At 65.0% G+C, this 23,547-nt stretch carries 22 protein-coding genes; 10 read left to right on the top strand and 12 right to left on the bottom strand.

All coding sequences use genetic code 11. From position 1 onward, the window contains the following. Nucleotides 1-208: 208 nt before the first annotated feature. Nucleotides 209-418, bottom strand: coding sequence for a hypothetical protein (locus BCCGELA001_RS23580; protein WP_060737797.1), 210 nt, complete (start codon nucleotides 416-418; stop codon nucleotides 209-211). A gap of 351 nt (nucleotides 419-769) precedes the next feature. Here BCCGELA001_RS23580 and glsA point away from each other — a divergent pair, with 351 nt between their 5' ends. From glsA to BCCGELA001_RS23550, 5 genes are all read left to right on the top strand, one after another. Then, complete coding sequence (gene glsA / locus BCCGELA001_RS23575; protein WP_060736431.1) at nucleotides 770-1,765, top strand: glutaminase A; 996 nt, start codon at nucleotides 770-772, stop codon at nucleotides 1,763-1,765. 69 nt (nucleotides 1,766-1,834) lie between these two features. Continuing rightward, nucleotides 1,835-3,478, top strand: coding sequence for an MFS transporter (locus BCCGELA001_RS23570; RefSeq protein ID WP_236840741.1), 1,644 nt, complete (start codon nucleotides 1,835-1,837; stop codon nucleotides 3,476-3,478). Nucleotides 3,479-3,873: 395 nt separating this feature from the next. After that, entirely contained in the window at nucleotides 3,874-4,437 is a 564-nt protein-coding gene (locus tag BCCGELA001_RS23560) for an HdeD family acid-resistance protein (protein WP_008562632.1), read from the top strand. A 15-nt stretch (nucleotides 4,438-4,452) separates the two neighbouring features. Next, the gene (locus tag BCCGELA001_RS23555; RefSeq protein ID WP_008562629.1) at nucleotides 4,453-5,805 is read left to right on the top strand and encodes a metal-dependent hydrolase family protein; all 1,353 of its coding nucleotides are present in this window, start codon (nucleotides 4,453-4,455) and stop codon (nucleotides 5,803-5,805) included. 229 nt (nucleotides 5,806-6,034) lie between these two features. Beyond that, entirely contained in the window at nucleotides 6,035-7,780 is a 1,746-nt protein-coding gene (locus tag BCCGELA001_RS23550; protein ID WP_060736429.1) for a CYTH and CHAD domain-containing protein, read from the top strand. A gap of 118 nt (nucleotides 7,781-7,898) precedes the next feature. Here BCCGELA001_RS23550 and BCCGELA001_RS23545 read toward each other — a convergent pair whose 3' ends face one another. The 6 genes from BCCGELA001_RS23545 to BCCGELA001_RS23520 all read right to left on the bottom strand — a co-directional run bounded on the left by BCCGELA001_RS23545 (nucleotide 7,899) and on the right by BCCGELA001_RS23520 (nucleotide 13,978). Further along, on the bottom strand, nucleotides 7,899-8,522 hold the full coding sequence (locus tag BCCGELA001_RS23545) for a transglutaminase-like cysteine peptidase (RefSeq protein WP_060736428.1): 624 nt from the start codon (nucleotides 8,520-8,522) through the stop codon (nucleotides 7,899-7,901). A 330-nt stretch (nucleotides 8,523-8,852) separates the two neighbouring features. Further along, entirely contained in the window at nucleotides 8,853-9,464 is a 612-nt protein-coding gene (locus BCCGELA001_RS23540) for a PilZ domain-containing protein (RefSeq protein ID WP_008565596.1), read from the bottom strand. Between the two features lie 68 nt (nucleotides 9,465-9,532). After that, a complete protein-coding gene (locus BCCGELA001_RS23535; protein WP_008565542.1) occupies nucleotides 9,533-10,696 on the bottom strand; it encodes an MFS transporter in 1,164 nt (387 codons plus the stop codon). 70 nt (nucleotides 10,697-10,766) lie between these two features. Next, on the bottom strand, nucleotides 10,767-11,957 hold the full coding sequence (locus BCCGELA001_RS23530) for an MFS transporter (RefSeq protein ID WP_060737795.1): 1,191 nt from the start codon (nucleotides 11,955-11,957) through the stop codon (nucleotides 10,767-10,769). Nucleotides 11,958-12,360: 403 nt separating this feature from the next. Further along, complete coding sequence (locus BCCGELA001_RS23525) at nucleotides 12,361-13,080, bottom strand: GNAT family N-acetyltransferase (protein ID WP_236840740.1); 720 nt, start codon at nucleotides 13,078-13,080, stop codon at nucleotides 12,361-12,363. Next, on the bottom strand, nucleotides 12,974-13,978 hold the full coding sequence (locus BCCGELA001_RS23520) for an acyl-CoA desaturase (RefSeq protein ID WP_008549880.1): 1,005 nt from the start codon (nucleotides 13,976-13,978) through the stop codon (nucleotides 12,974-12,976). The genes BCCGELA001_RS23525 and BCCGELA001_RS23520 overlap by 107 nt, the downstream gene beginning before the upstream one ends. Nucleotides 13,979-14,147: 169 nt before the next feature. Between BCCGELA001_RS23520 and BCCGELA001_RS23515 the strand changes: the two genes are divergently transcribed. Both BCCGELA001_RS23515 and BCCGELA001_RS23510 read left to right on the top strand, forming a co-directional pair. After that, nucleotides 14,148-15,299, top strand: coding sequence for a zinc-binding dehydrogenase (locus tag BCCGELA001_RS23515; protein WP_060736427.1), 1,152 nt, complete (start codon nucleotides 14,148-14,150; stop codon nucleotides 15,297-15,299). Nucleotides 15,300-15,424: 125 nt separating this feature from the next. Further along, nucleotides 15,425-15,841, top strand: coding sequence for a VOC family protein (locus BCCGELA001_RS23510; protein WP_060737794.1), 417 nt, complete (start codon nucleotides 15,425-15,427; stop codon nucleotides 15,839-15,841). 6 nt (nucleotides 15,842-15,847) lie between these two features. Here the strand turns inward: BCCGELA001_RS23510 and BCCGELA001_RS23505 are convergent, their stop codons facing one another. After that, nucleotides 15,848-16,588: a metallophosphoesterase family protein gene (locus tag BCCGELA001_RS23505; RefSeq protein ID WP_060736426.1), complete on the bottom strand. Its 741-nt coding sequence runs from the start codon at nucleotides 16,586-16,588 to the stop codon at nucleotides 15,848-15,850. Between the two features lie 274 nt (nucleotides 16,589-16,862). Between BCCGELA001_RS23505 and BCCGELA001_RS23500 the strand changes: the two genes are divergently transcribed. Next, entirely contained in the window at nucleotides 16,863-18,812 is a 1,950-nt protein-coding gene (locus tag BCCGELA001_RS23500; protein WP_060736425.1) for a DEAD/DEAH box helicase, read from the top strand. A gap of 78 nt (nucleotides 18,813-18,890) precedes the next feature. Here BCCGELA001_RS23500 and BCCGELA001_RS23495 read toward each other — a convergent pair whose 3' ends face one another. The 4 genes from BCCGELA001_RS23495 to BCCGELA001_RS23480 form a co-directional block, all read right to left on the bottom strand. After that, nucleotides 18,891-19,181, bottom strand: coding sequence for a hypothetical protein (locus tag BCCGELA001_RS23495; RefSeq protein ID WP_008549862.1), 291 nt, complete (start codon nucleotides 19,179-19,181; stop codon nucleotides 18,891-18,893). A 123-nt stretch (nucleotides 19,182-19,304) separates the two neighbouring features. Continuing rightward, nucleotides 19,305-19,811, bottom strand: a complete 507-nt coding sequence (locus BCCGELA001_RS23490) for a GNAT family N-acetyltransferase (RefSeq protein ID WP_008549860.1) — start codon at nucleotides 19,809-19,811, stop codon at nucleotides 19,305-19,307. A gap of 22 nt (nucleotides 19,812-19,833) precedes the next feature. Next, nucleotides 19,834-20,967 carry a DJ-1/PfpI family protein gene (locus tag BCCGELA001_RS23485; protein ID WP_008549858.1) on the bottom strand — a complete coding sequence of 378 codons (1,134 nt, stop codon included), beginning with the start codon at nucleotides 20,965-20,967 and terminating at the stop codon, nucleotides 19,834-19,836. Nucleotides 20,968-21,098: 131 nt separating this feature from the next. Further along, entirely contained in the window at nucleotides 21,099-21,653 is a 555-nt protein-coding gene (locus BCCGELA001_RS23480; protein ID WP_060736424.1) for a PAS domain-containing protein, read from the bottom strand. A gap of 451 nt (nucleotides 21,654-22,104) precedes the next feature. Here BCCGELA001_RS23480 and BCCGELA001_RS23475 point away from each other — a divergent pair, with 451 nt between their 5' ends. Together BCCGELA001_RS23475 and BCCGELA001_RS23470 are read left to right on the top strand one after the other, a co-directional pair. Beyond that, the gene (locus BCCGELA001_RS23475) at nucleotides 22,105-22,923 is read left to right on the top strand and encodes a rhomboid family intramembrane serine protease (protein ID WP_060737793.1); all 819 of its coding nucleotides are present in this window, start codon (nucleotides 22,105-22,107) and stop codon (nucleotides 22,921-22,923) included. 188 nt (nucleotides 22,924-23,111) lie between these two features. Then, nucleotides 23,112-23,540 (top strand): CBS domain-containing protein, encoded by a 429-nt coding sequence (locus tag BCCGELA001_RS23470; protein WP_008549846.1) that lies wholly within the window; start codon nucleotides 23,112-23,114, stop codon nucleotides 23,538-23,540. The last annotated feature ends 7 nt before the right edge of the window (nucleotides 23,541-23,547 follow it).

The raw sequence follows: 23,547 nt of genomic DNA, 5'->3' as shown, positions 1-23,547 counted from the left end.
ATGCCATCGCTCTATCGTCGCCAGGACACGCCGGCCTACGGCACCGATCATCACGCTGGCATCGTCGCAAAGGCAACAGAGAGGCCCGCGCGCGCAGATGCTGTCGCATCTGACCGAACTCAAGGCCGAGCTGTTCCTGAAGGATCCCGCCGTCGGCGAGCTGCGGGTCGCCGACGTCCTTGACGCGTAAGCGAAGCGCGTCCGCTGCCTACGGCAACGAAGATCCTTCGTTTCGTCTGACGATCTTTAGTACGAGTAGACCTGCGCCAAGCACCAGGAAGATAACGCCAAAGAAGGTCATGCTGCCGGATTCGAAGGTCACTCCGACCGCGGTCAGCAAGCATCCGACGACGATTGCGATGAGTCCGCCGAGCTTCTTGACCAGCAGGACACGTCCGTCACTCGCTTGTGCCACCATGTTGGGCCTCGTCCACTTGATGCGGGCTGCCGTAGCGTCTCTCTTCGCAGCCCGTTGCATGATCGTACTCCGGCGCGACAGCAATGCAATCTGGCGTTGATGCCGACCTCTTTTGTCTTCCTACTTTAAATAGAGTTCGATGTATGCGCGACAGTGGGCCTTACGTATATGCCAGAATTTCCCGGTGGAATTGCTCAGTCGTGCGTCTGTCATGGAAGTCGTATGGCAGAGTTGCAGAATCGCCTTATGGTTGCAAATTGACTTTGTGGGGTTTGCGGAATCAACTGGCTGGGAGCGTCGAGTTCTAGAACGGAGCCGACCTGCGTGGAATCCGTTCTACGGAGTAGTGCCATGGCGCGACCTCTGGCTGACGAACGAGAGACAGCTTACGTCTCGACTGGCCATCTGCCTGGTCCGGAAACGGTGCAGGCACTGGTGGCCGAGGCGCAGCGGCGCTTTCAATCAAACCGTGATGGGACCAATTCGCAGGTGTATCCCGCGCTCGCGCGCGTGCCCAGCGAGTTGTTCGGCGTCTGTGTCGTCGGAACCAGCGGGCGGGTCTATGGCGCCGGCGAAATCGACTACGAATTTTCAATCATGAGCGTGTCAAAGCCGTTCGTGTTCGCGCTGGTTTGCGAGACCATCGGACCGGAGCAGGCGCGCACCAGACTCGGCGCGAATGCGACCGGGCTTCCGTTCAATTCGCTTGCGGCCATCGAGCAGGGCAGCGGCCGCACCAATCCCATGGTGAATGCTGGTGCAATTGCGACCACCAGCCTCACGCCCGGAGCCAATGCCGCGGCGCGGTGGGAGTTCATTCATGACGGCCTGTCGCGCTTTGCCGGTCGTAAGCTGCCGCTCAATGAAGAGGTCTACGCATCGGCATCGGAGACCAATTTCCGCAACCGCAGCATTGCGCGGTTGCTGGAGAGCTATGACCGCATTTATTGCGACGCAAAGGAAGCGACGGACCTCTACACGAGGCAGTGCTCGCTCAACGTGACCGCCCGTGACCTCGCCGTGATGGGCGCGACACTGGCCGATGGTGGCGTCAATCCGGTAACCAGGCAGCGCGTGGTCGACGCTTCGGTCTGCCATTATGCGCTCGCCGTCATGATCACAGCCGGGCTCTACGAGACCTCGGGCGACTGGCTCTACGACATCGGCCTGCCTGGCAAGAGCGGGATCGGCGGCGGCATCGTCGCGGTATCTCCGGGCAAGGGCGGCTTCGGCACTTTCGCACCGCCGCTCGATGCCGCCGGCAACAGCGTGCGGGGACAGCTCGCAGCAAAGTTCCTGTCGCAGCGGCTGGGAATGGATCTGTTCGTGTCGAAACCGGAAGAATGATCGATGCCGGGAGGAGCGGCGGGCTCACAGCTGGGCCGGTCGCAACGCCGATTTGAGCCGGAGGACGTCATGGCGACCACGCAGACAATGTCGATGGGCACCGTCCACCAGGAAGAGCGTGCATCCTGGGTTCCCATGATCGCAATCGCGCTCGGCCAGATGATCATGTCGTTCAACGTGGCTTCGCTGCCGGTGGCCATGGGCGGCATGGTCGCCAGCTTTGGCGTCGCACCCACCACGGTCGCGACGGGTATCGTCGCCTATTCGATGCTGGTAGCCGGTTTCGTCATGCTCGGCGCCAAGCTCGCCCAGCGCTTTGGCGCGTTGCAGGTGTTCCGCGGCGCCGTCGTGCTGTTTTTCGTCTCACAGCTCATGATGACGTTCAGCCCGTCGGCCGCCGTCATGATCTCGGCGCAGGCGCTGTGCGGCGCCGCAGGTTCGGTCATCGTGCCCTCGCTGGTCGCTCTGATCGCAGAGAATTATGCCGGTCGCCAGCAGGCAACGGCGCTCGGCGCGCTTGGCTCGGCCCGCGCGGCAGCCGGCGTGCTCGCCTTCGTGGTCGGCGGCGTGCTTGGAACGTATATCGGCTGGCGACCGGCATTCGGCATTCTGATCGCTGCGTCCGCGATCGTGTTCCTGATGAGCTTCCGCCTGAAGCCCGATCGCGGCCGCCCCGATGTGCAGATCGATCTCGTCGGCGTGGCGCTCGCCGCGAGCGCGATCATCCTGATCAGCTTCGGCTTCAATAATCTGAACGGCTGGGGTCTCGCGGTGGCGACGCCGAACGCGCCGTTCGATCTGCTCGGGTTCTCACCTGCACCGGTCATGATCGTGCTCGGGGTCGTGCTCGGGCAGGCGTTTCTGCTGTGGACGCACCGGCGGCAGGCCGCCGGCAAGACGCCGCTGCTGGCGCTGGAGGTGATCGATTCGCCGGAGGAGCGCTGCGCGGTCTTCGCGCTATTTGCCGTGGTCGCGCTGGAAGCTGCGTTGAACTTCACGGTGCCGCTCTACATCCAGATCGTGCAGGGGCGTTCGCCGCTTGCCACGGCAATCGCAATGATGCCTTTCAACCTCACTGTCTTCTTCTCGGCGATGCTGATCGTCAACGTCTACGAACGGCTGACGCCACGCCAGATCGGCCGCTATGGCTTTGCGCTTTGCACCATCGCGCTGGTCTGGCTCGCCTTCGTCGTGCGCAACGACTGGAGCGAGATTCCGGTTCTGTTCGGGCTCATCCTGTTCGGCATCGGCCAGGGCTCCCTGGTGACGCTGCTGTTCAATGTGCTGGTGACGGCCTCTCCAAAAGCGCTCGCTGGCGATGTCGGCTCCCTGCGTGGCACGACGCAAAACCTTGCCGCCGCAGTCGGGACCGCAGTGGCCGGTGCCCTTCTGGTCGGTCTCCTCAGTACCATCGCGCTCGGCAAGATCACGGCAAGCCCGGTCCTCACCCCCGAGCTTCAGGCCCAGGTCGATCTCGACAACATCACCTTCGTCAGCAACGACCGCCTGCGTAGCGTCCTGGAAGGCACACGCGCATCGCCGGAGCAGGTCGGGGAAGCCGTGCGTGTCAACACCGAGGCGCGCCTGCGTGCGCTCAAGATTGGGCTCCTCATCATGGCGGGTCTCTCGCTGATCGCAATCATCCCGGCGGGGCGGCTTCCAGCCTATCTGCCGGGCGAGATTCCGAGTGATGAGGCCGCCGCGAAGACCTGAGTTGAGAACAAGGAGCAGGGGATTGGTCAGGGAGAACTCCGGCTATGAAATCAATGCGTGAGGTGGATCGACGCGACGCGCTGCGCCGTTTGTTCGGGGGCGTGATCCTGATGGGTGCAGGCGTGAGCCTGTGGCAGCGGGAGGCTTCGGCCCTGTCTGCGATGTCGCCAATCGATCTTCCCGTTCCAGGCAAACGCGAGCCCGCCGTCCGCAGCTTTGCGCAGCAGGATGCCCGTCCATTGCCCGGACCGGACCGTCGTCCACCGCATCGGCCGCCACACCGACCGCCGCCTCGTCCGCCATCATGGCGTCGGCGGCGTCGACGCTGGGAGTGCTGGTGGCATCGTGGGCGCCGTCATTGCGGATGGCGCTGGAGATAAACGAGGAGGAATGTCATGACGACTTACGACCACAGCGCGCCGATCGGCGCGACCGGGCTGCCGCAGCCACCGCGCTGGATCTGTGTGCTGCTGGGTCTCTTCATGGCGTTCGCCGGGCTGATGGTGCTGGGCGATATCGCGTTCTTCACCGTGGTCAGTGCGCTCTTCATCGGCTGGATGGCCATCGCCGCCGGCGCGTTCGAAATCTTTCACGCGTTCTGGACCAAAGGCTGGGGCGGCTTCGTCTGGCAGATCATACTCGGCATCCTCTACATTGCCTTCGGCATCATACTGGTCAGCCAGCCGCTGACGGGAGCGCTCCTGCTCACCTACGTGCTTGGCATTGCACTGCTGGTCTCGGGGCTCGTGCGCATCCTGATCGGGATCGGCAGGTGGAAGCAGGGAGGCGGGATCATGGTCGCCTCCGGGCTGTTCGGCGTTTTGGCCGGTCTCGTCATCCTCACCGGCTTTCCAATGACCGGGCTCTGGGTGCTGGGCTTGCTGCTGGGCATCGACCTTCTGTCCCACGGCATCGGATGGCTGACTTTTGCGTGGCTTCCTGTAGCCAAGCCTGCATAGCTGCGGAGATCGGCGATGTTGATCTGGAGGAAAGCGCGCTCGCGTGTCGCCACGCTGCTTGGCCTTGCCGGCGCGATCTTAGGGCTGCCGTCACCGTCACCGGCGCAGCACGATTCCGCAGTGCTGTTCCGGAACGTCCGGATTTTCGATGGCAAGAGTGGCTTGCTCTCCGGGCCGTCCAGCGTCCTGGTCCGGAACAAGGTTATCGAGAAGATCTCGTCCGGCGACCTGACCGCCTCCAATCAGATCATCGACGGCGCGGGCCGCGTGTTGATGCCCGGGCTGATCGACGCGCATTGGCATACGATGCTGGTGCGTCCGACGCCGATGGCTGCGCTTGCGGGCGATATCGGTTACAACAATCTGCTTGCGGCGGCTGAGGCGACCGCGACGCTGATGCGCGGCTTCACCACCGTGCGCGACATGGGCGGGCCGAGCTTCGGGCTCAAGCAGGCCATCGACGAGGACCTTGTCGTCGGTCCCCGCATCTATCCGTCCGGCGCCATCATCACCGTCACCAGCGGTCACGGCGACTTCCGGCAGCTCTCCGATCTGCCGCGCACCATCGGCGGCATGCTCAGCCGCATGGAGCGGATCGGCGGCAGCATGGTTGCTGACAGCCCCGATGAGGTCCGCGTGCGCGCGCGCGAGCAGCTCATGCAGGGCGCTTCGCAGGTCAAGCTCACCGCGGGCGGCGGCGTCGCGTCGCCCTTCAGTCCGCTCGATGTCTCCACCTTCACCGAGCCGGAGCTGCGCGCGGCGGTCGAGGCCGCCGACAATTGGGGCACCTATGTCGTCACGCACGCTTACACGCCGGTCGCGATTCAGCGCTCGATCGCGGCCGGCGTCAGATGCATCGAGCACGGCCATCTCATGGACGAGGCGAGCGCGAAGCTGATCGCCGAGAAGGGAATCTGGCTCAGCACGCAGCCGTTCCTGGATCTGTCCGCCGCGGCTGGGTTGGGACCAGCGGAGCAGGATAAGCTGCGGCAGGTGGTTGCCGGCACCGACCGTGTCTATGCGCTGGCGAAAAAGTACCGCATCAAGACCGCGTTCGGCACCGACGTGCTGTTCTCGAAGGAGCTGGCGGACGAGCAGGGCTCGATGCTGGCCGCGTTGACGCGCTGGTACACGCCGGCCGAAGCGCTGACCATGGCAACGTCCACGAACGCGGAACTGCTGAGCCTCTCGGGCCCGCGAAATCCATACCCCGGCCGGCTCGGCGTGGTGGAGGAAGGCGCACTCGCGGACCTCTTGCTGGTTGACGGTAACCCGCTCGACGACATCAGGATCATCCAGGATCCCGCGAAGAATTTCGTGGTGATCATGAAGGATGGCAGGATCTACAAGAACACGCTCGCGCACTGACGCGCGGTCATGTCGGTTTCGAGCTCGGCGCGATTCGCTATCGATTCGATTGCCTGACGATGGCGCTGCAGCAACTTAGCTCGTCGTGTCGCGCCGCATTGTGACAACTTGTCCGATCCTGGCCCTTGGCGCGTCATGTGAATGCCGGGAAAGCTCGAGGCTACTGTTCATCGCGGACCAGTCCAGCTATATGCTGTTGCTCTGTCATTGAACTGTCATGTTACCGTAGATGCTGAAATCAGACGCCGCGCCGCTTCGCAAGACACCGAGCGCGCAAGACGCCAATCCTGTTCCCAAGGACAACAAGAGAACGCAAGTCGCTGCGGGCTTCCCGAGGCAAATTGAGGACAGCGCGGAACCCGCGAACGTCGAGAGCGGTGTGATTGAACAGACGCCATCGCAAGACGCGACGCCTCCGTCAACTCGGTCGGCCGCCACCGCAAAGCCCGCCGGCGAAATCGAGCTCAAGCTCATCGTCGATGCCGATCGCATGGCGCATTTCAACGCCGCGCCAGTCATCGCGGCGCATGCGCGCAACAAGGGCTCGCGGAAGCATCTGAAGTCCGTCTATTACGACACGCCCGAGCGGACGCTTCGGCGCAATGGCCTCAGCCTGCGGGTACGCCAGAGCGGGGCGCGCTTCGTGCAGACCGTGAAGACCGATGCCGCGGATGATCCGCTGCGTCGTGGCGAGTGGGAGGCGAGCGTGCCTTCGCTCGCGCCCGATCTTGCTTTGGCGATGCCCTTCGTCCCGGAGAAACTTCGCGGCGTTCTCGAAGCGCAGCCGCTCGAAGCCGTCTTCACCGCCGATATCCATCGCCACGCCCGGATCGTCGATTTGCCGTCGGGAACGGTGGAGGTCGCCTTCGACCGTGGCGAGCTGGCAGCCGGCGATCGGTCGATGCCGGTGAGCGAGATCGAGCTGGAGCTCAAGGATGGTAGCGCGAGCACGATCTACGAGATCGCGTTGCGGCTGGCCGAGCACGGGGTGATGAAGCCGTCCATCCGCAGCAAGTCGGCGCGCGGCTTCGATCTCGCAGCGGGCGTGCCGCCGACGGCCCGCCGTCCGCGAAAACTTCGCCTCGATCCTTCAGTCACGCTCGACGACGCCTTCGCGACGATCCTGCGCTCCTGCTTCCTGCATCTGCTGCAGTCGCTGCCGGGAGCAGAGGACGGCCGCAATCCGGAGGGCGTGCATCAGCTCCGCGTCGCGCTGCGTCGGCTCCGGTCGGCGCTGGACCTGATGCGATCGGTCGGCACGCTCAGCAATCTCGATGCGGTGCGCTCGGAAGCCAAATGGCTGGCGCAGGATCTGTCCGCTGCGCGCGATTGGGACGTGTTCCAGCTCGAAACCCTGCCGACGATCGCGAAGGCCTGTCCTTCCGTCGCCGGCTTCGATGCGCTCGGCCGTGCTGCGGCCCAGCGGCAGTCCGCCGCCTATCGCAAGGCGCATCATGCGCTCGCCGATCGCCGCTGTGCACTGTTCCTGCTCGGCCTCGGCAACTGGGTCGAGGCACGGGGCTGGCGCAGCGATGTCCCTGCCGAAGATCTCGGCCGGCTCGCCGAGCCCGCGGTCAATTTTGCGCAGCGTATCCTGTCGGAGCAATATGCGAAGCTGCTCAAGCGGGGCCGCCGTTTCAAATCGCTTTCCGTAGAACAGCTGCATCGGGTGCGGCTCGCGACCAAGCGGCTGCGCTATCTCAGCGAGTTCCTGCTGCCGCTGTACGAGGATCGCAAATTTACCAAGCGCTTCTCGCGCCGGCTCGCCGCTCTGCAGGAGGAGCTCGGCGCCTTCAACGACATGGCGGTCACGGCATCGCTGCTCGATGGGCTCGATACCGAGCCCGACAGCGCCGTCGCCGCCGCTGCCATCGCCGGCTGGCAGGCGCGTGCCTCGATCGACGTCCAGCCGTCATTGCACGGCACGTGGCGTGATTTCACCGCCGCGCGGGTGCCGTGGGCGGCACAGGGCTGATTGCGCATCCCCGAAAAAGTTGCGGCCAGGCTTTGGGGGAAGCCTGGCCGCGCGCGAACCGGTCTGGGACGGGGAGGGGTGGGGATGTGACCGGGTCGCGTAACCTGTTGTCTCGTTCCTAATCTCTCGCGCTGGCGGTGGAGACCGCCGGCTTGGTATCGCCGAGCGAGACCCAGACGTTGGGATCGCTCTGCGACTGGCGCTTGACGAAGCGGTAGCCGGTCTCCGTCCAGGCCAGGACGTTCTCGTTCTGATTGTCGAGAACGAACTCGCCCTTGTCGGTTTTCACCGTCAGCACCGCGTGGCCTTCGCCCTTCTTGTCGCGCACGACGGTGATGAGCAGGGCCTCGCGCGGCCATCCGGCATCCATCAGCATCTTGCGCTTCAACAGCACGTAGTCTTCACAGTCGCCGTAACCGTCGGTCGGCAGCGACCACTTCTCGATCACGCCCCAGTGCTCCTGGTCGGTCAAAGGCTTCACGGTCTCGTTGACCCAGCGATTGACCTTGACGAGGTCGCGCCATGCCGCCTGCGACATCACGATGTCGCGTGCCTGCGTCGGCGCGCCCTTGCACTGAGCGGCGTTGTCCGCACAGAATTCGACCCAGCCGATCGGCGCGCGGGTGGTGTCGCCGAGGCTCGCATAGAGCAGTCGGCTGTCGCCGGCCTGCGCTGCTGCGCTGATCCCGAAGAGCATGGCGGCCAGCGCCAGTCTCTTCCCCTGTCCCCTGAAATCAAACATTGCGGCCCCCGTTTCTTGTTGGGACCACATTTGACATGGAGCATTTGAGTTGCCGCTAAGTCGGTCAAGTCAAGTCGAGACGAATACAAGTAAAAGGCGCGGCGAATTCGATCTATACTTGAATCGAATTCTCATAAAATTTGAAATGACTGCAATTGATTCAAATTTTATGCATTAACGCGCAGACGCTGGCGGAACCGTCGTTTGCGCGCAATTGCTCGCTTGCGTTAACTCGCATCGGGATGGCCGCAACGCACGAAAAAGGCGGCGTCCGCATCGCGGAGGCCGCCTTCGAGGCTTGAAACACAGGGGTTTTGGTGCTCTCCGGCTTTACCGCGCGGTAACGCTCTCTTCGAGAGTTTCGATCGGCTGCTCGTGCATGAACTCCAGCGCGAAGCCGTCTTCGAGGTTTCGGACCACGCGGCCCTGGACCCGCCCGAGGAAAACCGTCGATTTCAGCGGCGGGCGGTTTTCCGCGGCGATCGCAGCGCCCGACAGCGAGAGGTCGATGATGCGGCAGGTCATCTTGGTGCCGTCCTCGAGCGTCAGCACCGCGATCGGGTTGCGCGGCACGATACGGTCGTGGCGGCGGTCCTCGGGCAGGTTGAGGATGTCGCGGTTGGCGAGCCAGGTCAGCTGGGCCGCGAGCTTGTCGCGCTTGCGCGGCGTTGCGCCGATCGTCATGGCGAAGCCGTTGTCGATGATGCGGGTGATCTTGCCCTCGACCCGGCCGATATGGTCGAGATAGGCGACCACGCGGTCGCCGACATTGCCGATGCCGGGGGCGAGCAACGCGAGCCCGCCCGGCGACATGTTGATGACCTGGCAGGGGAATTCGCGGCGGTCCGGCAGCATGTAACGGCCGAGCAGGTGTACTTTCACCCGCTGGAAACGCCGACGCTCCTCGGCGGCCGGAAGAAATTTTTTGTTCGCCAACGCCATTTTCAACACCCGACCCCCCGCCCGGGCGGAGTCGGCACGACCCTAAGGTGCATAGGGTTAATGCCGCGTTAGGATCGGGCGCGCCGGTCACGGACAGACACAATACGCTCGAAAAGCAACATCAGGGGCAGGCAGGCCAGCACCGTCAGTGCGCCGAGGTCGAACGCAGCTGCGGCCGTGCCAGCCGACTTGGCGAGCCGGCCCGCGAGAGCCGGCCCCAACATCATCGCGGCATAAAAGAGGGTGTAGAACACGCCCATCCCGAGGGCGCGCGTCTCCGGCGCAAGGACGCGGGCGGCGAGGCTCATCATCGGGCCGGCCGGAAGGCCGCCGGCCAGTCCGCCCAGGATCAGGATGGTGATCACGGCGTCGGATCGGCTCAGCCAGGCCAGCAGGGCGGCCACGACGAGGCTGGCCGCGATCGTCAGAACAAAGGGCTTGCCGCGATCGGCGAGGTAGCCACCGGCCGGTACCGATATCACTGACAGCCACATCACGACGCTGATCGCCGAGCCCGCCGCCGCGATGCTCCAGCCGCGCTCCGTCAGCAGCGTCGGGCCGAACGAGAAGATCATGGCAAAGGCAATATTATAAAGGCCCCAGATCATGCCCGCGACGATCACCGCCAGCAGGGCGAGAGCATCCGGCCAGCCCGAGGCAGCAGCGTCAACCGTTACCGCCCGGGGCGGCTGGTAGAACATGATCAGCGCAATACCGATTGCGGTCAGCACACCTGCTGCCAGGAACACCGCGCCTGCGCCATAGGCGGTGCCGATCGAAGGCAGCACCAGAAGCGAGATCCCAACGCCGACCGGCCAGGAATTGACGAAGATCGCCATCGCGGTCGCGATCTCCCTGCCGGCAAACCAGTCGGTGGCCATCTTGGTGAGCTGCACCGTCAGCAGCACGCCGCCGGCGCCCGAGGCCAGGCGGCCGGCTATCTGCCAGCCCCAGATGTCGGTTGTGGCCATGACCAGGCTGCCCGCCGTCATCAGCAAGAGCGCCAGGATCGTCGTCGGCTTGTCGCCGAGAGCCCGGCCAATCGCGCCGCTTGGCAATGCCAGCACGATGCCAGGCGTGAAATAGAGCCCGATCAGGATCCCGATGTCGGCAATCCCGACGCCGAAGCTCCCTTGCAGCAGCGGCGCGACCGCGGCCACGCTCTGAAATTGAAATGCGATGGTGAGGCGCACGACGAACAGGATTGCAAGAATGCCCCAGCGATTGCGCAACGTGTCGTCTCCCCGGCCGCCGCTGCAAGCGTGCGGCGGAGACAGGCGGGTGTCAACCGGGCTTGCTTCGCTACGTCGGCTTCGCAGCGCGCAGTTGCAGCAGAAGAAGCAGCGCGAGCAGCACGGCGGCCGACAGGCCGAGCGACCAGTGGATGCCGATCGCGGCGCCGGACAGCCCGACGGTGATGCCGCTGAAGGCCCGCATCCCGAGCCCGGCCATATTATAGAGACCGACGACGCGGCCGCGGATGTCGTGCGGTGCGTTCAGCTGCACCAGCGCCTGCGCCATGGAGTTGAACGAGAGCTCGAAGAAGCCGGCAAAGAACAACAGCACGATCGCGACAGGATAGATCCGCACCAGGGCGAAGCCGAGCAGCGCCACGCTCCAGAGCATCGCCAGCATGATCGCGGTGCGCGGGCTGCCCTTGAGGCGTCCCCAGGATTCCAGCGCGATGCCGGCCAGCAGCGCGCCGGCCGCGTCCGCCGCGAGCAGCACGCTGTAGGAGACGCCGGGATCGCCATGACCGAGATCGCCGGCATAGCCCGGCATCTGGGCGTGATAGGCGTTGCCGATCATGAAGGAGGTCAGGCCGGCGAGCCACGTCATTGCCGACAGCACCGGCTGGGTGCCGATCGCGCGCATCGTCAGCACGATGTCGGCAAGGCCGCGCACCGCGAAGCGCCGCACCGCCACGCTGCTGTCGCGGACCGGTGCCCAGAACAGCCAGAGCAGCATCGGCAGATAGAACAGCGTGTTGAAGATAATGCCGTGCGACGTGCCGAGGGTGAGCATGATGACGCCGCCCACCGCAGGCCCGACCAGGATGCCGAGATAGCGCGCCATCGCGTTCAGCCGCACCGCGCTCGGCAGGTCCGCAGGCGCCACGAGATCGTAGAGCAGGAGCTGGTTCGGCGTCTGCCAGAGCACGCCGGCGCAGCCATGGATCACCAGCAGCAGCATCGCGTGCCACATCTGGATGGTGTCGGTGATGAAGAAGAAGCCCCATCCGGCGGACGCCACGATGAACAGCAGCATGCCGCATTGGATGATGCGGCGCGGATCGAACCGGTCGGCGAGCCCGCCGACCGCGACCGAGAACAGCAGGAACGGCAGCCAGTGCGACAGCACGGCAAAGCCCGCCAGCGCCGGCGAATGGAATTTCTGGAACACCACCCAATAGCTGATCACATGCTCGATGTTGTCGGCCATCATCGCCAGCACATAGGCCGTGAACTGGAGCCGATACGGCACGGACCTCATGGCCGCGAACGAGCCGGACGCGACGACGGGATTTTGCGGAAGGGGGTTCAAGGGAGCACCAGGAAAGGATGTCATCCGGCCATACACGCTCGTTGATGAGCGCTCAAGACAATTGGATGGATGGGGTTATCTGCCATGCACTTCCCTACACACTCCACGTCATCCTGAGGTGCGAGCGAAGCGAGCCTCGAAGGATGGGCTACAATCCCCTTGGTCCATCCTTTCGAGGCTCCCCTCGCGATGCCGATGCATCGCAAGGCTCGCACCTCAGGATGACGGTGGTGGTTGTGGCGCGCCGTAGTTCAGCTGGAGCCAGCGTATCCGGGACCACCGTTCCGCTTTTCGTCTCCGCCTCCGCTAGTTGGACGGCGACAAGCTCTCGTGCAGGTCACAAGATTATCCACTACGATGCCCTATGGAACAGAGCAGCCTCTACGAGCGCCCGGATCTCTATGACTTGATGGCCCCGCGAGATGCAATCCTCGAACGCTTTTATGTCGAGATCGCGCGCGAAGGCGGCAACCGCGTCCTCGATCTCTGCGGTCTTTAGGCGAGCGACTTGGCATAGACGAGCGTACGGCACCCCCAGAATATCGGGCGCATCCCGCACCCTCACGAATCCCATACGCAGATACATCGGCAGCGCGACCGTCATGATCGTCGTCGTATGCAGCGCAATCACCGGCGACTGGTCGCGCTCGGCGCGGCGAACGCATTCTTCCGTCAGTTGTCTGCCGATGCCCTTGCCGCGCGCGGCTGGATCGACCACCAGCATGCGGATGACCGGCCATGACGGATCGAAGAAGGCCGGCTTCGGCGCTTGCGGACCCATATAGGCCACGGCGCCGATGATCTGGCCGCCATCTTCGGCGATGACGATCTCGCCGGTCTTGGCAAGCTGCGGCATCTTCGCGGCGTTGGCGGTGAACAGCGGCCAGTCGGAATAATGCTGCTCGAACTCCGCGAACGCGGCCAGCGCGATGCGGACAATCGCCTCGGCATCGTCGTCGCGACAATCACGCAGCATCGGCGCTGCCTCCGGGCGTTGCCCGGAAGGAGCGCATGGAAATCCGGGACCACTGATCCCGTATTCCGCGCCGCTCCATGCGGGCTGCGAACTCATCCAGTCGTCGCAGGCCAGGCCGCTCCGGCAGATTGTCGGGAGTTCTGACATTCCAGACCAGCCCGAGAGCCTCAAGCGACCTGATCAGCCACCAGCCCGGATCGAGCTGTCCGGGCATCAATCCCATCTTCGCCGAGCTCGGATAAGCGTGATGATTGTTGTGCCAGTTCTCGCCCATGCTGATCAGCGCCGCGAGACGGACGTTGTAACCCTGCGCGGCGACGCCATCGATGATCCAGACCTGATCGCCTCTGGTGTGCGAGAAGTGGCCAACGAGCCAGTGCCCGGTCACGCAGACGCTGACGCGCACAGAGATGCCCCAGACCAGCCAGTCCGCTCCGCCGATCGCGAAGAAGAGCGCCGCCCAGGGCAATTGCTGCAGCATCCATGTGCGCTCGACCAAGGCGTAGAACCGGTCATTGACGAGCCGCGGCTCGAGCCTGAAGTCCGGAGGATGGCGCAGCACCAGCCGGCAGTGCAATTGCCACCACGCATCGCGCCAGAAGCCGGCGCGATGGCAGGAATAGTCGTGGCATGCGGGCTGGCGCTGCGCCCAATCACGGAAGTCATGCAGGCGGATCATCCCATAGGGGCCGGCCATGCCGACGAGCGTGCCGAGATAGACCAGGAGACGTTCGAGCCAGAGCGGGCAGTCGAAGCTCGCATGGATCAGCTTGCGATGCATGCCGACGCAATGTCCGGAGCACAGTGTGATAGCGCTGGTCGCGATGAAGAGCGCGAACGCCGGCCAGGAGAATGTGACGGGGCCGAGTGCGATGGCGACGGCGGTCATGCCGGCCAGCCAGAGCGATTTCGCCGGCGCCCATTGCACGGCGCCCTGCAGCGGATCGGTGTCGGGCGCGACGACAATTCGTTCCGAGCCCGGTCGCAAATCCATGGTGTGATCCTGGCAGAGTTCCGAAGCAGAGATAGCTGGCGCACGCGCAGCCTGCGGATACAACCGCGGCGTGTCAACTCCCTCGGTATTTGCAATGCCGCTCGGCTGACATAGGCTGATCGCAGGCCCGTGCCACAAATCACAACAAGCGGGCACTGAGGACACATCCATGGAAGTCATTCGCGTCTGCACCCACGCCGGTCCCGGCTCAGAGCCCGTCATCCGCACCGTGCCGTGGCCGAAGGTCGGCAAGAAGGCCGCGCTGATCAAGGTCGGCGCCTGCGGGGTGTGCGGCACCGACCTGCATATCCTCAAGGGACATTGGCCGAAGCCGCTGCCCTGGCCGTTCACGCTCGGCCACGAGATTGGCGGCGTTATCGTCGAATGCGGCGAGGAGTTCACCGAGGATTTCATGAGCAAGCCGCTGCAGGTCGGCTCTAAGGTGATGATCCCGCCGCTGATGCCCTGCGGCCATTGCTATTACTGCATCCATTATCCGCAAACCGCGAACAAATGCCTGACGCCGGTCTATTACGGCCGCTATCTCGGCTTCGAGAAGGCGCCGCACATGTGGGGCGGCTGGGCCGAATATGTCTATGTCGATCTCGACATGCTGCCGGGCACGAAAATCTACAAGCTTCCCGACGACATGTCGCTGCGGCTTGGCGCACTGTCGGAGCCGCTGACCTCCTGCATCCGCGCCTTCAACCGCGCTAGCCGCGCCGGCGGTTTCACCTGGGGCGATACGGTAGTGATCCAGGGCTCGGGCCCGATCGGCATTCTCGCCGTCGCCGCCGCCAGGGAGATGGGAGCAGGGCGTGTCATCTGCGTCGGCGCCCCGGAGGAGCCGCGGCTCAAGCTCGCCCGCGAGTTCGGCGCGGAGGCGACCGTGAACATCGAAGACCTGACCTCGCCGCAAGAGCGTATCGCGCGCGTCCGCGGGATCGTTGGCGGCTTCGGCGCCGATCTGGTGATGGACTGCTCGGGCCATCCGACCGCCGGACCCGAAGGCATCGAGATGCTGCGCGACGGCGGCACCTATGTCGAGATGGGCCAGTTCACCGACGCCGGCTCGATCGACACGTCATGGCACCGCATCTGCACCAAGGACCTCAACGTGCTGGGATCCTGGGGCTTCACCGGCAATGATCTTCCGCTCGGCGTCGACATGCTCTACCGCACGGCCGGCAAATATCCCTGGCTGAAGATGCAGACGATCTACCCCTTCACGGAGGACGGTGTCGCGCAGGCGGTCAAGGACGCGATGGCGATGAAGACGGTGAAGTCGACCATCGTGCCCTGGCCGGAGCTGGTGGAATGATGGCCTGTCGCGGTTGATCGTAGCCCGGATGAGCGAAGCGATATCCGGGGGTGCGTCGGATGAGGTTGTCCCGCATGTCGCTGCGCTCATGCGGCTTCGTGCAGGCATTTGCAACGAGGGCCACCATGAAAGATGAACCGGACGCGCGCGCTTGCTCTCCCTTCCGAGCCATCCGCGCGATCGACTACACGGTCATCTTCGTGCGCGACATGGCGGCGATGCGGCGCTTCTACGAGAACGTGCTTGCCTTGTCGCTGCAGCGCGAGCTGTCGCCGAACTGGATCGAATACGGCCTCGGCCCCAACACGCTGGCGCTGGCGAAGCCGGGCCGGACTGCGGCCGATGCCCCGACGCCTGAAGGCAGCGCCTCGCTGCAACTGGCCTTCAGGGTGTCTGCGTCCGAAGTCGATGCCTGCGCCGACGAGCTCCTGCGCCAGGGCGTGGTGCTGCTGTCGCCGCCGACGGACCAGCCCTTTGGTCATCGGACGCTGTTCTTCCGCGATCCCGACGGCAATCTGCTGGAGATCTACGCGGAGATCTGAAGGACGCTACGTCACGTATCCGGACAACATGGCCTGCGCCCATCTCGGGTGGTCGTTGGCGAGCGCACGTGCCGACGCGGCCTCCCAATCGTATTCGAGGGCGAGTAGTTCGACTTGCCAGCCCCTTCTTCCCTTCGTGATGATCGCGTAGCGGGCGTGAGGCGAGCGATATTCAAGCTTGGCCGCGACGGGAATGTCGGCGAATACCGGGCAGCCGACGCTCCCCGGATTGAGAACCAGGCAGTCGCCGGGGCCATGAACGACCGCCTGGCGGTGGCTATGACCACACAGCACCACGCGGGCCGCCGGCGCGCTTGCGAGACGCGCGGCCAGCACGTCGCGGTGTGCCGGGACATAGCGGCCGTCGTCCAGTATTTCCTCCAGCAAACACGTCGTATCGTCGTCGGGCGTGCCATGGCAGGCCACGACCCCATCGTCCAGCCGTAGTTGGGAAGGCAGGCTGTGGAGCGCGCGGCGCTGCTCTGCCGTCAACGCGTTGCGCGCGAACAGTCCTGCCGGCGAGAGCTTGTCGTCGGTAAACTCCTCGATCCAGCGATCATGGTTTCCGCGCACGGTCGGCAACGACAGCGACTGGAGGGCTTCGAAGGTTTCCTTTGGCCACAACGGGCTGGTGACGCAATCGCCGAGGTTGACCGTACGATCGACGGTGCGCGTCTTGATATCGGCCAGCACGGCCTCCAACGCGGCGAGATTGCCGTGGATATCGGAAATAACTGCCAGTCTCATCGTTGCGCTTTCCTATGTACCCAGGCCTGACGTGGCTCGGCGGCCGGCCGACCCAGCCGCACCGAGGTTAATCGAGGTGACTGCAAAAATCCGCTGCAACCTTGGCGCGGCACTCTCCACCAAGCCATGCATCACGGCACTGGCGATTTCCGGGCGCTTGGCGTAAAGAGCGGCCAGATCAAATCCAGCGTGCGGCCGGGCCGTTGCCGCGCACGCAGCTTTGGGCGCCTCGGCTCGCTGTGCCGCGCCTGAATTAACCAGGGTTTCCCATCTCGTGTCTCTTCCGGCCCTGACCCCGCCGCTCGCCCGCGCTTTGGCCGAGCGGAACTATGACTCACTGACGCCCGTCCAGCTCGCGGTGCTCGCCCACGAAGCCACCAGCCGCGACCTCCTGGTCTCGGCGCAGACCGGCTCCGGCAAGACCGTCGCCTATGGGCTGGCGATCGCCAGGAATTTGCTCGATGACGCCGAGCGCTTCGAGCAGGCAGCCGCGCCGCTTGCCCTGATCGTGGCGCCGACCCGCGAGCTCGCGCTTCAGGTGCAGCGCGAGCTTGCCTGGCTCTATGGGCATGCGGGCGGCCGCGTCGTCTCCTGCGTCGGCGGCATGGATCCGCGCCGCGAGCAGCGCGAGCTTGCGGCCGGTGCGCACATCGTCGTCGGCACGCCGGGCCGGCTCTGCGATCATTTGCGCCGCGGCCGGCTCGACATCTCGGAGCTGAAGGCAGTCGTTCTCGACGAGGCCGACGAGATGCTCAATCTCGGTTTCCGCGAGGACATGGAGTTCATCCTCGAGACCACGCCGGAGACGCGCCGCACCCTGCTGTTCTCGGCGACGTTCCCGCGCGGCATCGTCGCGCTGGCCAGGCAATATCAGCGCGACGCATTCCGCATCGAGGTTGCCGGCGACGAGGGCGGCCACGCCGACATCGAGTACCGCGCGATCCGCATCGCGCCCGGCGATGTCGAGCATGCCGTCGTCAACGTGCTGCGCTTCTACGAGGCGCCGAGTGCGCTGGTGTTCTGCAGCACGCGCGATGCCGTCAGGCATTTGCAGGCGGCGCTGCTCGAGCGCGGCTTTTCCGTGGTCGCGCTGTCGGGCGAACTGACGCAGAACGAACGCACCATGGCGCTGCAGTCGCTGCGGGACGGACGTTCCCGCGTCTGCGTCGCGACCGACGTGGCCGCCCGCGGCATCGACCTGCCGAGCCTCGACCTCGTCATCCATGCCGATCTGCCCAATGACGCCGAGGTGATGCAGCACCGCTCCGGCCGCACGGGACGCGCGGGCCGCAAGGGCACCAGCGTTCTTCTCGTGCCGCCGGCACGGCGGCGGCGCGCCGAGCTGCTCCTCGATCTCGCTGGCGTCGAAGCCGCCTGGGACACCGCGCCGCAAGCCGAGGAGATCCGCAAGCTCGACCACGCCCGCATGAAGGACGTGTTGTTCACGGAGGAGACGACGCCGGACGATCTGGTGCTGGCGCAGGCGCTGTTGGCCGAGCGGTCGCCGGAGGACATCGCCGCTGCGCTGGCGCGGCTCTATCGGGCACGGCTGCCATCGCCCGAAGACATCATCGATCCCGGCGAACGCAGCGGCAAGCCGCGCGAGGATCGCGGTCGCGACAAATTTCGAGGTGCGGAAGACGAGGATCGTCCTGGCAAGTCGCGATCGAAGTCCGGCAAGGCATCGTCGAAGCACAATATGGCAGAGGGCAGCGTCTGGTTCCGCGCAGCGATCGGACGGCGCAAGAATGCGGAAGCGCGCTGGCTGCTGCCGATGATCTGCCGCCGCGGCGGCATCGACAAGCGCGACATCGGCGCCATCAAGATCATGGACACCACCACCGAGTTCGAGATTTCCGAGCGCGTCGCGGAGTCCTTCGCCGCCAAGATCAAGCGTCCGGACAAGGAGGACAGCATCCGCATCGAGCCGATGGCGGAGGCGCCGCAGCGGCAGGCGCCGTCGGAGGAGAGGTCATATACGCCCCGGCGCGAGAGCGCTGATGCCGATCGCCGCCCGCGTCGCGAAGATCGCGCACGCGATACAAAAGCATCCAAGCCGCGCGACAAGGCCCACGGCGAGCGCGGTCCGAGCCTCGACGAGGCTGCTTCCTTCGGAAGGAAGAACAAGCAGCGAAACAAGCAGGGCCACGCGGAGCCTTCAGTCACGCCATGGCCCATCAAGGGTGCGGGAGGCAAGAAGGCGAAGAAGAAGCGGCGCGGGTGAGCCTTGCGATCCAGCCCGGACGGCAATGATGCCGCCGGGTCGCACCGGCGACATCATCCCAGAATTCCGGCAGTGAGTTCAGCGGCCGCCGCCACCACCACCACCACCGCCACCTCCGCCACCACCGGCGTCATGCAGCACCGAATTGTAGCGCGGGTCGGTCTGCTTCATGTAGACGGGCGAGATATCGGGAGCGGTACGAGCGCGCCGTCCGCCCTGGTTCGGCACCTCGACCAGACCGGCACAGCCCTCGAAGAAGGCGAACTCGCAGCCGTAGGCCCGGTACTGCGTGGCGTTGGCACTGGTCGCGCTGAACGCGGCCGTCGCAGTGAATGCAATCAAAGCAGCTTTCGACAATGTGAGCTTCATGGACGTTCTCCAGTCTCGGTTCGGCGAGACCGGAACGGTCCGCACGTTTCTTCGACGGAGGCCGGCCGAAGCCGGTTCGAGCGTGCGGCTTCACGCCCGCGTGAGCCGCGACCGGGGAGGGCGTCACGTCGCAGCGAGATCGCGCAGCATGTACGTCGCGCCATCACCGTAGGATGCGAGCTTGACGCGCAATTCCGCATCCGCCGTCACGGCCCGAAAGCCGAGGCGCTCCCATAGCGGCTGTGTGGCATAGACCGAGACCAGCGCGAGCGCCGCGATGCCGGATGCGCGCGCGAGCTGTTCGATCGTCGCGATGTAGGCGCGTGCGACACCGCCGCGGGCGCCGGGGAGCACGGCGACGTCGTGCACGTAGAGGCAGTCCGCATCGTCAGGCAGCCTAATGAGGAATCCGTCGAGCGGCGGAATTTGATATTGCCTCCAGGGATGGGCGAGCCCGTAGCCGACGATCGCTTCCTCCGCAGCGAGCACGTGGCAGCCATCGGGACAAAGCCGTATCTTCTCTGCGAGCACGTCAGGGCGTTCGAACAGACCAGGATGGATTCGCGCCGCGATGGCGTCGATCGCAGCAATGTCGGATGCGCGCGCGGGACGCCAGTGCGGCTTGCTCATGTCGAATAGATCTTTACTGCCGCTATCTCGGATATTCCAGCTGCATCGCCACGAAATCGGCCGTGCGCGATCCATAGCGCGTCTCGATCGCGCGCAGCGTGTCGTCCAAGGCCTGCGCCGGCGGCGAGATGACGGTATCCGGCAGCGTCTGCTGTGCCGGCCAGTCCGCGGCGATCCGCTCCGGCAGGATGCCGAGACCGCCGCGGCTCTTCTGAACCTGCGCCGTTGCGGCGAAGGTGAGGGCGCGCGAGCGATAGGTTCGCGACCATGCATCGGCAATCAGCGCGAGCGAGACCTCGTCGATGCCGGGCGTCAACGCGATGCCGAGCTGCTCGCGGTTCCAGAACGCGAGCGTGTTGGCGATTGCGGTCAGCGCGAAGGGGCGCGTGAAGCTGAAGGCGTCGCTGCGGTGGCGCGCATCCCACGCGGCAAGCCCGATGTCGCGGGCGACCGCCTCGGCCTTGGCCCGGCCGGCGATCGCCTCGATCAAGGTGAGGGCCATCGGCATGGATGCGGTGATGCCGGTTGTCGTCGCGACGCCCTGGTCGACGACCAGTCTGCGGTCCGGCGCATAGCGGATCGTCGCATGCTTGCGAAGATCGCGCACGGAATACCAATGCGTGGTGGCCCGCTTGCCGTCGAGCAGCCCGGTATTGGCAACGACGGTGGCGCCGACGCAGACGCCGATCACGATCGCGCCCTTGCCAGCCTGGCTCCTGATCCATTGCAGGACCGTTGCGTCGTCGTCACGGCTCATCGCGGGCACGATGACGTAGTCGGCGCCGTCCGGATGCGCCGCATCGAAGTCGGCAATTGTCGCGTGGGGCTGCACCTTGAGCGCAGGATAAAGCGTGACAGGCCCCTGCTGCGTTGCCAAGGTGAGGACGTCGGCGATGTCGGCGCGTGCGAGGATGCCGTAGGGCATCAGATAGTCGGTGGTCTCGGTCATGTCGTTGATGCCGACGATGGCGATCAAGGGGCGCTTTCGTTTCGGCGGTTTCAACGCGGCCAGCGTCGCCGCGGCTTCCTCGCTGGAGATCGCAGGCGCGGTTCCCGATGCCGGCGCGCCGGGCAGCAGAAGCAGCCATGTTCCGCCGATCGCGGCGAGCAGTGCCACGCCGCCGAGTACGGTCCAGCCCAGAATGCGCCAGCTCATGATGATGTCATCCGCTCGTCGTCTCACGCGGCGCGGAAGCTAGCCGCTCGCGACGACTTCAGGAATGACGCAAATCCGGCAAAAGCGGCCATGCCGCGCGGCGATCGACACGGTCGCCTGCGCTTTCGAAATTAGCGCAGCCCCTCATACACCATCAGCCCGCGTGCGATCTGCAGTTTGCGGATTGCGCGCGGCAGCAGCTTCTCCGGCTGATGCAGATAGCGCCATGAGGTGAGGGTGAAGGCACTGAGCGTGCCGCATTCATCGTCGAACGGTGCGAGCACGCCGGTTACGCTAACGGGTGTGTGCGGGCGGGCGTTGAAGGGAAGCAGCAGCAGCTCGAGATGCGCCTTGCTGCCGTCCTCGCGCGCGGCGGTGAGGCCGGCGATCGCGCCCAGCGTCTCGTCGGCGACGATGGTGGTGATCTCCTCGATCTCGCCGCGGGTTTCCGGCGTGAACAGCGCCGCAAAGCTCCGGTCCTTGAGGTCGCCCCCGGCGAGCGCGCAGACCCGCGTGCCGGCCACGCGGAACGGGAAGCCGAGATTGGGCTCGCAGGACAGCACGAAGATGTCGCTGAGCAGATCGCGGACGGCAGCCGGGTCGATGTCGGCCCGATCAGGCGCCCGCGCGGTGCCACGCTTCTTGTCCCAATACGCGAAGAACGCGCGGCTCGACGGATGTTTCATGACTGAACGCTAACCCCGGGGTGCAACCCCACGGGACAAACCTGTCCCGCTTCAGTGCACCCGCGATCCCTTTGGTTGTTGTGCAGGAGGGGATTTGCAGCGTCCATGCCGCGGGCGTGTTTTAGGCCCCCTGGGAGCTTTCTTTGCACCGTTAACGTTAAATTAACTATGCGCTTTGCGCCGCCGCCCCGCCTGCTATGGTGACCGCGGTCGCAAGCCCCGCCGGTTTTCCAGGTTCTCGGCGAGGCCTGTACACAGGGCGTCAAACAGTTTGGTCACGGGCCGCGGGGAGGGGTGGGGATACACCTTATTCCTTGGAGTACCGGAAGACCGACATGGACAGGCAGGGCTCCCCAGGGCCCTGCCTTTTCCTCTTGTGCACTTGCGCAGGGGCGGCAAAGGCGACTATCTCCAAGCACGTCGCTCCGATCGCGCTGAAAGCGAAGCTGCCTTGGATTCCCCGCCAAATTCTCCGCCGCAGGAGTCTCCGGATCTGCCGGCCGTCCAGGAGGAGGCTCCGCGTGAGCCGATCCTGACGCTGCCGGCGGCGCTGACCGCCTATATCGTCCTGCTCGCGGTGATCCATCTGCGGGTGCTGCTGCCGCCGGAGCTCGAGAACTGGACCATCGACGTCTTCGGCTTCATCCCGAAGCGGTACGATTCCTCGTTACTGAATTTGCAGATCCCGGGCGGGGCGGGGGCGAAGGTCTGGACCTTCGTCACTTATTCGCTGCTACACGCCAATCTGACCCATCTCGGCTTCAACGTGCTGTGGCTGTTGCCGTTCGGCAGCGCGCTGGCGCGGCGGTTCGGCGCCGTCAGGTTCTTCGTGTTCATGGCGGTGACGGCGGCGGCCGGCGCGCTCGCCCATCTCGTCACCCATGAGCATGCGGTGGCGCCGATGATCGGCGCCTCAGCTTCGGTGTCCGGCGCAATGGCGGCAGCGATCCGCTTCGCATTCGCCCGCGGCAGCTTCCTGTCGTTCAGCCGCTCGGACGCCGATACCGCCGCGAAGGTTCCGGCGCTGCCGCTCTCGCGCGCGCTGCGCGACGGGCGCGTGGTCGGCTTTCTCGCGGTCTGGTTCGGCGTCAACATCATTTTCGGTCTCGGCGCGATCGGCGTCGATGCCGAGACAACGAGCGTGGCCTGGCAGGCGCATATCGGCGGCTTCTTCGCAGGGCTCCTGCTGTTCGCGCTGTTCGATCCCGTGCCGCGCGTGCGAAGCGATGCTGCGGATGCGTCATCACGCGACGTTTCAGACCATATTTGAAGCGGCGCTTGCGGCGTCGCCCGAATTCATCCATCATTCCCCGGAAGAATGTTCCGAAGCGGCAAGCCCATAGCGGCAGCGCTTCGCAAAGCGCACGAGCGTGAAACCGGCGCTGTAACTGTTAGTTGAAGACTCGCGAACAAGTCCGGACCGCCGCACGCGGACGGCTCCGATTCTGGGAGGCGACAATGACGGTACGTTCCATTCTCAATACCAAGGGCCATCAGATCATGAGCGTCGAGCCCGACGCCAAGTTGTCGGCCGCGGTCAAGCTGCTCGGCGAGAAGAAGATCGGTGCGGTGCTGGTGATGAACCAGAGCCGGCTCGAAGGCATCCTGTCCGAGCGCGACATCGTGCGCGTGCTCGGCGAGCGCGGCGCCAGCGTGCTGGACGAACCGGTTGCCCAGGTCATGACTCGCAAGGTCGTCACCTGCAAGGAGACCGATACGGTCGCCGAGCTCATGGAGACGATGACCACGGGCAAGTTCCGCCACCTGCCCGTGATCGACAACGGCAAGGTGGTGGGCCTGATCTCGATCGGCGACATCGTCAAGCGCCGCGTCCAGGAATACGAGTCCGAGCAGGAAGCCCTGCGCGACTACATCAAGACCGCCTGATCGGACC

Source organism: Bradyrhizobium sp. CCGE-LA001, from assembly GCF_000296215.2.
Classification (GTDB): Bacteria; Pseudomonadota; Alphaproteobacteria; order Rhizobiales; family Xanthobacteraceae; genus Bradyrhizobium.
Note: the sequence above shows the minus strand (reverse complement) of the source record. Positions and strands in the feature narration are given on the sequence as shown.